The organism is Planococcus glaciei (assembly GCF_900099655.1).
Lineage (GTDB): Bacteria > Bacillota > Bacilli > Bacillales_A > Planococcaceae > Planococcus > Planococcus glaciei.
Genome location: NZ_FNDC01000021.1, coordinates 32,735 through 43,109, shown reverse-complemented (window position 1 = coordinate 43,109; position 10,375 = coordinate 32,735). Strand labels below are relative to the sequence as shown.

Here is a 10,375-nt window from a genome sequence, read left to right as displayed (position 1 = left end):
CGAAGCCCCCCTCAAGATGAGATTTCCCATTGCGCAAGCAAGTAAGATCCCTCAAAGACGATGAGGTAGATAGGTTCGGGGTGGAAGCGTGGCGACACGTGCAGCTGACGAATACTAATCGATCGAGGACTTAACCAACACCGTTGTTTTCAATGTCGCATATCCAGTTTTGAGGGCGCAAGCACTCAAGAAAAATAGTCCAGTGATGATGGCAAAGAGGCCACACCCGTTCCCATCCCGAACACGGAAGTTAAGCTCTTTTGCGCCGATGGTAGTTGGGGGTTTCCCCCTGTGAGAGTAGGACATTGCTGGGCCAAGAAAAAAAGCTGTTGCCGGTATTTCCGGCGGCGGCTTTTTTGTGTTTATTCGCGATAGTTGTTGTGGATCGGAACAAAAATATCCTCGCTGCTGTTTCGGACTAAGGAGAAATGGTCGACATTGTCATGTCCATGAAGTGCCCGGTTATGATGGGCAATAATTTCTTCTGCCTTTAGTATCGGTGAATCGGTTGTCGAATGACCGTTCTGAATTAAGGTGACATCGAATTTATTAATAGTGGCAGTTCTGACAGCTGTGTCGATGCAGAATTCTGTCTTGCATCCCATAATGACAATGTGCTCAATATGCTGATCCTGCAGAAAATTCAGCAAAGGGGTTTGATAAAAAGCATTGGTCGCTTTTTTATCAAATATTGCGGCAGGGTTAGAAGAGTCAATGTCGGGATGGATTTGAAAACCAGCACCCTGGCCCTCTGCTACATCTAAGTCGCGTATAAAGACAATGGGAACGGAAACCGCTTTCGCTTTGTTGATCACATCATTGATTGTCTGGATTAGCTGTTGTTTATTCACAACTTCCGGCTCGGACTGGGTTCCGTCAATAAGGGCCTGCTGGGCATCAATTACGATAAGTGCCTGATTCATCGGCAACTCCCCTTTACTCAAGAATGGTTTCGCAACTTTCATTAAATAAATAGTTCGCTGCATATGTTGAAAATCCTTTCGATAAGAATGGATTCCTTCTATATAATGGGAAACTGACATTCTCTGTCTTGCATTCACTGTTCATATCTACTAGTATGAGACATGGAACTTTAGAAGCGAGTAAGAAAGGGTGCAAAAAGTGGATTTTAATCCGTGGTTGATGATTCTTATTATTTTCTCTATTAATGTCGTATATGTTGCGTTTTTGACAATACGTATGATTTTGACGCTGAAAGGCTATCGTTATAGCGCTGCAATGGTAAGTATGGTAGAAACGGTTATTTATATAGTAGGTTTAGGACTGGTATTGGATAATTTAGATCAAATTCAAAATCTAATTGCCTATGCAATCGGTTTCGGTACAGGCGTTATTGTTGGATCGAAGATTGAAGAGAAATTGGCTCTCGGCTACATTACGGTAAATGTTATTACCAGTGAAGTTGATCAATTGCTTCCCGCAAAACTGCGGGAAAAAGGATATGGGGTTACGGACTGGATTGCCAACGGGATGGAAGGCGGGCGCCAGTCGATGCAAATTTTGACGCCTCGTAAAATGGAGCTTCAATTATATGCAACGATTCAAGAACTGGATCCGAAAGCTTTTATCATTGCCTATGAACCAAAAACGATTCATGGCGGTTTCTGGGTGAAACAAGTACGGAAAGGAAAGTTGTTTAAATGAGCAAAAAAACGGTCTGGTTTGAGGTTGCCGAAAACGAAACCATGGATGCCTGCCTGCAAAGGATGAACCAGGATGGTTATATGGCAGTTGGCCGGAAAGAAGAGCCTTTGTTCGAAGAGGTTGACGGCAAACCGGTTCCAATTCGGCAAATTGTGAAATTTAAAGGAACAAAAATGGAGTAATAACGGTTAAACCCTTATTAAAACCGAACAATGGAATATGCAAATAAGTAATCGTTCGACTTTATAGTTGACGCACTCTTTCTATCTTGTTATGATAATTGAGGATACCCCATATATGCAGAGGAATTGGCTTCTGCGTTTCTACCAAGACACCGGAATGTCTGGACTATGCGGGAAAGCAACTTAATGGATACGTGGCGAAAAATGGGCTTATTTGCGGCATCATTTACTAATTCGTCTTATTAAAAAGTCCTTAAGTAAACTGCTTTTCACGTAATGTGAACAGTTTACTTGAGGGCTTTTATTTGTTTTAAAGGAGAGATTTTGAAATGAATCCAAAAATCGGCGTGATAATGGGAAGTTCAAGTGATTGGGAAACGATGAAGCATGCATGTGACGTATTGGATGAACTGGGCATTGCTTATGAAAAGAAAGTAATTTCTGCTCATCGGACTCCCGACTTGATGTTTTCTTATGCAGAAGAAGCGAGAGAAAAGGGATTGCATGTCATCATTGCAGGTGCAGGCGGAGCTGCTCATTTGCCCGGAATGGTAGCAGCAAAAACAACCCTCCCGGTCATTGGCGTTCCTGTCCAATCAAAAGCGCTGAACGGATTGGATTCACTGTTATCCATCGTGCAGATGCCTGGCGGCGTACCTGTTGCAACCGTAGCAATTGGCAAAGCAGGAGCCATTAACGCAGGCCTTCTTGCTGCCCAGATCCTTGGAACAACAGATGCGCAGGCTGCCGAGGCATTGCAGGACAGAAGAGATCGAACGCACGCAGAAGTCTTAACAAGTACAGGTGATTTAATATGACAAAAATGATTTTGCCCGGACAAACGATTGGCATTATTGGCGGGGGACAGCTAGGCCGCATGATGGCACTGGCGGCTAAAGAGGCAGGTTTTAAAATTGCGGTATTGGATCCGGCAATGGATTCGCCAACTGGCCAAGTGGCCGATGTTCAAATCGTTGCACCTTATAATGATATGCATGCATTAGAAGAGCTGGCTGAAGCAAGTGATGTCATCACCTATGAATTTGAAAACATAGATGTGGAAGGCTTGGAAAAGCTCACAGAAATCGCATATGTTCCGCAAGGGTCTGAATTGATCCGGATTACACAGGACCGCATTTTTGAAAAGCAGGCAATTTCGGAAGCAGGCGTACCGATTGCTGATTATGTAACGGCATCGTCTTATGAAGAACTGGAACAAAAAAGCAGTGAATTATCATTTCCTTTCGTCGTAAAGACAGCAAGAGGCGGCTATGACGGCAAGGGCCAGCAGACAGTGAAATCGAAAGAAGAGCTGCCGTTGGCAAAACCGCTTTTCCAAAATGGCGACTGTGTTGCGGAGGCATTCATTGAATTCACAAAAGAGATCTCGGTTATTATTCAGCGCAATGTGCACGGCGAAATGACGATCCTGCCAATCGGGGAGAATATCCACAGAGACCATATTCTTCATCAAACCATTGTACCGGCACCGGTAAAGGAAGCGACGATCCAACAGGCGAAAGAAGCGGCAGAGAAAATCGCTGGCCATCTGAATATGGTTGGCACTTTGGCGGTGGAAATGTTCGTTCTGGAGAATGGGCGGATCATTGTTAACGAACTTGCACCCCGTCCCCATAATTCAGGGCATTATTCAATAGAAGGAACGAATATTTCCCAGTTTCATCAGCATGTCCGGGCCATTTGCGGGTGGCCGCTAAGAAAACCGAAACTGTGGGCGGATACGGTCATGGTGAATATTCTCGGGGAGCATGTAGCCCCGTTGACTTCGAAAATTTCGCATTACCCGAACTGGTCGGTTCATTTGTACGGCAAAGACGAAGCCAAGCATAAACGCAAAATGGGCCATGTTACAATATTAACGGAAGACCTGAAAAGGACTTTGACAGAAATCGACGAATCCGGCATCTGGCCGGAATAATTGGAGGAACTTGAATTATGATCGCACGTTACACACGGCCTGAAATGGGCGCAATTTGGACAGATGAAAACCGCTACAACGCTTGGCTGGAAGTGGAAATTTTAGCATGTGAAGCATGGGCTGAAATTGGAGACATTCCAAAAGAGGATGTGGCGAAAATCCGCCAGAACGCTTCCTTCTCAGTAGACCGCATTCTGGAAATTGAAGAAGAAACCCGCCACGATGTGGTGGCGTTCACACGGGCCGTATCGGAAACGCTCGGCGAAGAACGCAAATGGGTCCATTACGGCCTGACTTCTACAGATGTGGTGGATACGGCATTGTCGTATTTGATCAAACAAGCAAACGAAATTATCCGCAAAGATCTGAACAACTTCATCGAAGTTTTGGCGAATAAAGCCAAAGAACATAAAATGACGGTCATGATGGGCCGCACACACGGAGTTCACGCAGAGCCAACCACATTCGGTTTGAAACTGGCCTTGTGGCATGAAGAAATGAAACGCAACCTGGAGCGTTTTGAAGCAGCAGCAGCGACGATTGAAACAGGCAAAATGTCCGGCGCTGTCGGAACGTATGCGAATATCGACCCGTTCGTTGAAGAATATGTCTGCAAACAGCTGGGACTTGCCGCTTCACCGATTTCAACTCAAACTTTGCAGCGCGACCGCCATGCGCAGTATATGAGCACACTGGCACTTATTGCGACATCGATTGAGAAGTTCGCGACAGAAATCCGCGGCCTGCAAAAATCGGAAACGCGCGAAGTGGAAGAGTTTTTTGCAAAAGGACAAAAAGGGTCGTCGGCGATGCCGCATAAGCGCAACCCGATCGGATCTGAAAACATGACGGGCCTTGCACGCTTGATCCGCGGATACATGGTCACTTCTTATGAAAACGTATCGCTTTGGCACGAACGCGACATTTCGCATTCTTCAGCAGAACGCGTGATTTTGCCGGATGCCACGATTGCGTTGAACTATATGCTGAACCGCTTCTCGAATATCGTGAAAAACTTGACGGTCTTCCCGGAAAACATGAAGCGCAACATGGATTCAACGCTTGGCTTGATTTATTCGCAGCGTGTGCTATTGGCTTTGATCGACAAAGGCATGGCGCGTGAAGCAGCTTACGATACGGTGCAGCCGTGTGCGATGGAGGCGTGGGAAAACCAGACGCATTTCCGTAAAATCGTGGAAGCAAACGACACGATCACTTCTCAATTGTCTAAAGAAGAATTGGACGATTGCTTTGACTATAACCATCACTTGCAGCAAGTGGACATGATTTTCAACCGACTTGGATTAAACTAAACGGGGGCTCTGAACATGGAAAAAGGTCAGCTATTGTACGAAGGAAAAGCAAAACGCTTATATGCAACGGACGAACAAGATATTTTATGGGTGGAATACAAAGACTCTGCAACAGCTTTTAACGGCGAAAAGAAAGCCGAAATCGCCGGCAAAGGCATGCTGAACAATAAAATTACCTCATTGATTTTCGAAAGATTGCAGGGAGCGGGCATTGCTTCCCATTTCGTTAAACAATTGTCTGACCATGAACAGTTAGTACAGCAGGTCGCGATCATTCCGGTTGAAGTAGTGACCCGGAATATCGTGGCCGGCAGTATGGCCAAGCGCCTCGGTTTGGAAGAAGGAACGGTCCTGAAGCGTCCAATCGTTGAATTTTATTACAAAGACGATGCACTGGGAGATCCAATCATTACAGAAGACCATATAGAAATGCTGGAATTGGCATCTACGGAAGAAGTGCAGGAACTGCGTGAAAAAGCACTGAAGGTCAATGAAGTGCTGATCGGCTTCTTTAAAGAAGTGGGCGTGGATTTGGTGGACTTTAAGATTGAATTTGGCCGTGACCACGAAGGACGTATTTTATTGGCAGACGAAATCTCGCCGGATACTTGCCGCCTATGGGATGCCAAAACGAAACAGAAACTGGATAAAGATGTATTTCGCCGGGACCTCGGCAATTTAACGGATGCGTACGAACTCATTTTAGCTAAACTGGGAGGACAACATTCATGAAAAAAGTAAAAATCTACGTCACTTTGCGCGAAAGCGTATTGGATCCGCAAGGGTCTGCAGTAATGGGATCTCTTCATAAAATGGGCTACGCGGAAGTTGAAGATGTCCGGATCGGCAAATACTTGGAACTGATGATTTCAGACGACGCACGCGATGTTGATGCACTTGTAAATGAAATGTGCCAAAAGTTATTGACGAACACGGTGATTGAAGATTACCGTTTCGAAATTGAGGAGGCTGTCTCGCAATGAAATTCGCAGTAATCGTATTTCCTGGATCCAATTGTGACTTGGATATGTACCACGCGGTCAAGGATGAACTTGGTGAAGAAGCAGAGTACGTTTGGCACGATTCAACAGATTTGAGCGGTTACGACGGAATTTTATTGCCGGGCGGATTTTCGTATGGCGATTACTTGCGCTGCGGCGCGATTGCCCAATCTTCAGCCGTAATGGATGAAGTGAAAAAAGCGGTGGAAGCGGGCAAGCCGGTTCTCGGCATCTGCAACGGTTTTCAGATTTTGACGGAAGCGGGCCTGCTTCCCGGCGTTTTGCTCCGCAACAAGAACTTGAAATTCATGTGCAAGACAGTCGGCTTGAAAGTTGAAAATGCCAACACACTGTTTACCAATGAATATGTAGAAGGCCAGGAAATCCAGATTCCGATCGCACATGGCGAAGGGAACTACTATTGCGATGATGCGACTTACGAGCAGCTGAAACAAAACAATCAGATCGTCTTTTCTTATGCGGATGACTTTAACGGCAGCCGCAACAACATAGCAGGAATCGTCAATGAACGGGGCAATGTGCTTGGCATGATGCCGCATCCGGAACGTGCAGTGTCCGAACTGATCGGCGGAAGCGACGGCTTGGCATTATTTAAATCAATCGTGAAACAGTGGAGGGAAGCAAATGTCAGTCATGCTTGAGCCAAATACTGAGCAAATCAAAGAGCAGAAAATCTATCAGCAAATGGGATTATCCGATGCAGAGTTTGCGATGGTGGAAAACATTTTAGGCAGAACACCGAATTACACGGAAACGGGTTTGTTCTCGGTCATGTGGTCGGAGCATTGTTCGTACAAAAACTCCAAACCGGTTCTTTCGAAATTCCCGACAAAAGCGCCGCGCGTCCTTCAGGGACCTGGCGAAGGCGCTGGGATTGTGGATATTGGGGATGGCCAGGCAGTGGTCTTTAAAATGGAATCCCATAACCATCCATCAGCGATTGAGCCTTACCAAGGCGCAGCGACAGGGGTCGGGGGCATTATCCGCGACGTTTTCTCAATGGGCGCACGCCCGATCGCGATGTTGAACTCACTCCGCTTTGGGGAGCTCACAACGCCTCGCGTGAAATACCTGTTTGAAGAAGTGGTAGCCGGGATCGCAGGATACGGCAACTGCATCGGCATCCCGACAGTCGGCGGCGAAGTCCAGTTTGACGATTCCTATGATGGCAATCCACTCGTCAATGCAATGTGTGTCGGGTTGATTGATCATAAAGATATTCAAAAAGGGATCGCTTCAGGAGTCGGCAACCCGGTGATGTATGTCGGCGCAAAAACAGGGCGCGACGGCATTCACGGCGCGACATTTGCTTCGGAAGAATTGACGGAATCATCGGGCGATAACCGCCCGGCGGTGCAAGTTGGAGATCCGTTCATGGAGAAACTATTGCTTGAAGCGTGTTTGGAACTTGTGAAATCCGATGCACTGGTCGGCATCCAGGACATGGGTGCGGCAGGGCTGACTTCCTCTTCGGCTGAAATGGCTTCAAAAGCCGGTTCCGGCATTGAAATGGATTTGGACCATGTACCTCAGCGCGAAACGGGCATGACGGCTTATGAAATGATGTTGTCTGAATCACAGGAACGCATGCTGATTGTTGTGAAAAAAGGCCGCGAACCTGAAATTGTGGAACTGTTTGAGAAGTACGGATTGGATGCGGTGACAGTCGGTACGGTAACGGACGATTCGACGCTGCGTTTATTGCATAAAGGCGAAGTGGTGGCAGAAGTGCCGGTTGATGCATTGGCAGAAGACGCACCGGTTTACCACAAACCATCCAGTGTGCCTGCTTATTTTAACGAGTATCAGCAAATGGACAACGTGGAACCGAAAGTGGAAAACTACGGCGAAACGCTGACGGCTTTATTGAAACAGCCGACGATTGCTTCGAAAGAATGGGTTTACGACCAATACGACCATCAGGTACGCACGAGCACAGTTGTGAGCCCAGGATCGGATGCGGCAGTCATCCGCGTGCGCGGCACGAACAAAGGCCTGGCCATGACGACAGACTGCAACTCCCGTTATATCTACTTGGATCCGGAAACCGGCGGGAAAATTGCCGTAGCGGAAGCAGCGCGCAATGTGGTGGTATCCGGTGCAAAACCATTGGCCATTACGGACTGCCTGAACTTCGGAAATCCGGAAAAGCCGGAAATCTTCTGGCAGCTGGAAAAAGCGGCAGACGGCATGTCGGAAGCCTGTACGATTCTTGATGCACCGGTCATTGGCGGAAACGTCTCTTTATATAATGAAACAAACGGCACCGCGATTTACCCCACGCCGACCATCGGCTTGGTCGGCTTAGTGGAAGACTTGTCCCATGTGACGACCCAGGATGCAAAAAATGCCGGCGACTTGGTTTACTTGATTGGTGAAAGCTTCACCGAATTCGGCGGCAGTGAACTCCAGAAAATGGTCGAAGGGCGCATTTTCGGCAAGGCGCCTGCCATTGATTTAGCTGTTGAAGCGAAGCGCCAGGAGCAGATTTTGTCAGCCATCCAGAGCGGTCTGGTAGCATCCGCCCATGACGTAGCAGAAGGCGGCGTTGCCGTCGCACTGGCAGAAAAAGCATTCGGCAACGGAGTGGGAATTGATGTGACACTTTCCGGTGCTGCGACTACGGCTCTATTCAGTGAATCTCAATCCCGGTTTATCCTTACCGTTTCTCCGGAACATGCAGCAGCGTTTGAACAAGCTGTCACGGATGCCAAACGAATTGGCACAGTCACCAACACTCAAGATTTAGTGATAAGAAGTGAAGACGGTGCGGTATGGATCAATGATTCAGTCGAAACGCTTCGCTCAGCCTGGAAAGGAGCTATCCCATGCTTGCTGAAATCAGAAGCTTAAATGAAGAATGCGGCATCTTTGGAATTTGGGGCCACGCGAATGCGACTCAACTTACCTATTACGGATTGCACGCTTTGCAGCACAGAGGCCAGGAAGGCGCAGGGATTGTTTCGACGGATAAAAATTACCTGAAAGCGTTAAAAGGCGAGGGCATGGTCAGTGAAGTGTTTACGCCGGAGAAAATCGATGCCATTGCCGGCACTGGTGCTATTGGACACGTCCGGTATGCCACAGCCGGCGGCAGCGGCATTGAAAATGTGCAGCCGCTGCTCTTCAATTCCACAACCGGCAGCCTGGCGATTTCGCATAACGGCAACTTGGTGAATGCCAATAGCTTGAAAAGCCACCTGGAACGGCAAGGCAGCATTTTCCAAACCACTTCGGACACGGAAGTGCTGGCGCATCTGATCAAGCGGAGCGGCTATGCGACGTTTGAAGAACAGGCAAAAAATGCTTTGTCGTTATTAAAAGGTGCATTTGCCTGTTTGATCTTGAAAGAAGAGGCGATGTATGTCGCGCTTGACCCGAACGGCCTGCGCCCCTTGTCTCTTGGGAAGCTCGGCGATGCGTGGGTTGTAGCATCCGAAACTTGTGCTTTTGATATCATCGGGGCAGAATTTGTCCGCTCGGTTGAACCAGGTGAGTTTTTGGTGATTACTGACGAGGGTCTGCGGGCTGAACGTTTCGCTTATCCGCAGGAACGCTCGATCTGCACGATGGAATATGTCTACTTTTCGCGTCCCGATTCGGACATTGACGGCATTAATGTACATGCAGCCCGCAAGCGCCTCGGCAAACAGCTGGCAAAAGAAATACAGATTGATGCGGATGTCGTGACGGGTGTTCCCGATTCAAGCATCTCGGCAGCGATCGGCTTTTCAGAAGAAAGCGGCATTCCTTATGAACTGGGCCTGATTAAAAACCGCTATGTCGGCCGGACGTTTATCCAGCCTTCGCAGGATCTTCGCGAGCAAGGCGTCAAAATGAAGTTGTCGCCGGTGCGCCAAGTCGTTAAAGGCAAGCGCGTCATTATGGTCGATGATTCCATCGTCCGCGGGACGACTTCCCGCCGCATCGTCAAGTTACTGAAAGAAGCGGGAGCGACGGAAGTCCATGTGGTCATCAGTTCGCCGCCTATCAAGAGCCCGTGTTTTTACGGCATTGATATTTCCACTTCAGGCGAGTTGATTGCAGCGAACAACACGATAGAAGAAATGCGTGAAATCATCGGTGCCGACTCGTTGACATTTTTATCAGTGGATGGCATGGTGCAAAACATCGGCCGTACTGATCCGGGTTCCAGCTGCGGACATTGTTTAGGCTGTTTTACCGGCGAATATCCGACCCATATTTACCCGGATACGGTATTGCCGCATGAAAAAGAGAAAGTGAAATAAGGGG

11 protein-coding genes, 2 rRNA genes and 1 riboswitch are annotated in these 10,375 nt (G+C 47.8%); of the genes, 12 read left to right on the top strand and 1 reads right to left on the bottom strand.

All coding sequences use genetic code 11. The features are described from left to right. Positions 1-138, top strand: a 23S ribosomal RNA gene (locus BLQ32_RS18470); the annotation flags it as partial. A gap of 60 nt (positions 139-198) precedes the next feature. Then, positions 199-314: ribosomal RNA gene (gene rrf, locus BLQ32_RS18465) — 5S ribosomal RNA — on the top strand. A 48-nt stretch (positions 315-362) separates the two neighbouring features. Here the strand turns inward: rrf and BLQ32_RS18460 are convergent. Beyond that, complete coding sequence (locus BLQ32_RS18460) at positions 363-923, bottom strand: isochorismatase family protein (RefSeq protein WP_036806014.1); 561 nt, start codon at positions 921-923, stop codon at positions 363-365. Between the two features lie 220 nt (positions 924-1,143). Between BLQ32_RS18460 and BLQ32_RS18455 the strand changes: the two genes are divergently transcribed. The 10 genes from BLQ32_RS18455 to purF all read left to right on the top strand — a co-directional run bounded on the left by BLQ32_RS18455 (position 1,144) and on the right by purF (position 10,371). Beyond that, positions 1,144-1,665 carry a DUF2179 domain-containing protein gene (locus BLQ32_RS18455; RefSeq protein WP_036806011.1) on the top strand — a complete coding sequence of 174 codons (522 nt, stop codon included), beginning with the start codon at positions 1,144-1,146 and terminating at the stop codon, positions 1,663-1,665. Beyond that, positions 1,662-1,847, top strand: a complete 186-nt coding sequence (locus BLQ32_RS18450; RefSeq protein ID WP_074511633.1) for an NETI motif-containing protein — start codon at positions 1,662-1,664, stop codon at positions 1,845-1,847. The genes BLQ32_RS18455 and BLQ32_RS18450 overlap by 4 nt, the downstream gene beginning before the upstream one ends. An 89-nt stretch (positions 1,848-1,936) precedes the next feature. Beyond that, positions 1,937-2,036: riboswitch (purine riboswitch) on the top strand. A gap of 140 nt (positions 2,037-2,176) precedes the next feature. Further along, a complete protein-coding gene (gene purE, locus BLQ32_RS18445) occupies positions 2,177-2,665 on the top strand; it encodes a 5-(carboxyamino)imidazole ribonucleotide mutase (RefSeq protein ID WP_074511631.1) in 489 nt (162 codons plus the stop codon). Then, complete coding sequence (purK, locus tag BLQ32_RS18440; RefSeq protein ID WP_053166962.1) at positions 2,662-3,786, top strand: 5-(carboxyamino)imidazole ribonucleotide synthase; 1,125 nt, start codon at positions 2,662-2,664, stop codon at positions 3,784-3,786. The genes purE and purK overlap by 4 nt, the downstream gene beginning before the upstream one ends. A 17-nt stretch (positions 3,787-3,803) precedes the next feature. Further along, positions 3,804-5,099 (top strand): adenylosuccinate lyase, encoded by a 1,296-nt coding sequence (purB, locus tag BLQ32_RS18435; RefSeq protein WP_036805999.1) that lies wholly within the window; start codon positions 3,804-3,806, stop codon positions 5,097-5,099. 15 nt (positions 5,100-5,114) lie between these two features. Then, positions 5,115-5,831 carry a phosphoribosylaminoimidazolesuccinocarboxamide synthase gene (gene purC / locus BLQ32_RS18430; protein ID WP_053166961.1) on the top strand — a complete coding sequence of 239 codons (717 nt, stop codon included), beginning with the start codon at positions 5,115-5,117 and terminating at the stop codon, positions 5,829-5,831. Next, complete coding sequence (gene purS / locus BLQ32_RS18425) at positions 5,828-6,082, top strand: phosphoribosylformylglycinamidine synthase subunit PurS (RefSeq protein ID WP_053166960.1); 255 nt, start codon at positions 5,828-5,830, stop codon at positions 6,080-6,082. Before purC ends, purS begins: the two co-directional genes overlap by 4 nt. Next, positions 6,079-6,762, top strand: a complete 684-nt coding sequence (gene purQ, locus BLQ32_RS18420) for a phosphoribosylformylglycinamidine synthase subunit PurQ (RefSeq protein ID WP_074511630.1) — start codon at positions 6,079-6,081, stop codon at positions 6,760-6,762. The genes purS and purQ overlap by 4 nt, the downstream gene beginning before the upstream one ends. Then, the gene (gene purL, locus BLQ32_RS18415) at positions 6,746-8,974 is read left to right on the top strand and encodes a phosphoribosylformylglycinamidine synthase subunit PurL (protein ID WP_074511628.1); all 2,229 of its coding nucleotides are present in this window, start codon (positions 6,746-6,748) and stop codon (positions 8,972-8,974) included. Before purQ ends, purL begins: the two co-directional genes overlap by 17 nt. Then, positions 8,950-10,371: an amidophosphoribosyltransferase gene (gene purF / locus BLQ32_RS18410; protein ID WP_036805985.1), complete on the top strand. Its 1,422-nt coding sequence runs from the start codon at positions 8,950-8,952 to the stop codon at positions 10,369-10,371. The genes purL and purF overlap by 25 nt, the downstream gene beginning before the upstream one ends. Positions 10,372-10,375: the final 4 nt, after the last annotated feature.

Coding starts and splice junctions, on each gene's coding strand:
- purL (WP_074511628.1), top strand. CDS start 6,746: ATGTCAGTCATGCTTGAGCCAAATACTGAGCAAATCAAAGAGCAGAAA.
- purK (WP_053166962.1), top strand. CDS start 2,662: ATGACAAAAATGATTTTGCCCGGACAAACGATTGGCATTATTGGCGGG.
- purQ (WP_074511630.1), top strand. CDS start 6,079: ATGAAATTCGCAGTAATCGTATTTCCTGGATCCAATTGTGACTTGGAT.
- purF (WP_036805985.1), top strand. CDS start 8,950: ATGCTTGCTGAAATCAGAAGCTTAAATGAAGAATGCGGCATCTTTGGA.
- BLQ32_RS18450 (WP_074511633.1), top strand. CDS start 1,662: ATGAGCAAAAAAACGGTCTGGTTTGAGGTTGCCGAAAACGAAACCATG.
- purB (WP_036805999.1), top strand. CDS start 3,804: ATGATCGCACGTTACACACGGCCTGAAATGGGCGCAATTTGGACAGAT.
- purC (WP_053166961.1), top strand. CDS start 5,115: ATGGAAAAAGGTCAGCTATTGTACGAAGGAAAAGCAAAACGCTTATAT.
- BLQ32_RS18455 (WP_036806011.1), top strand. CDS start 1,144: ATGATTCTTATTATTTTCTCTATTAATGTCGTATATGTTGCGTTTTTG.
- purE (WP_074511631.1), top strand. CDS start 2,177: ATGAATCCAAAAATCGGCGTGATAATGGGAAGTTCAAGTGATTGGGAA.
- purS (WP_053166960.1), top strand. CDS start 5,828: ATGAAAAAAGTAAAAATCTACGTCACTTTGCGCGAAAGCGTATTGGAT.
- BLQ32_RS18460 (WP_036806014.1), bottom strand. CDS start 923: ATGAATCAGGCACTTATCGTAATTGATGCCCAGCAGGCCCTTATTGAC.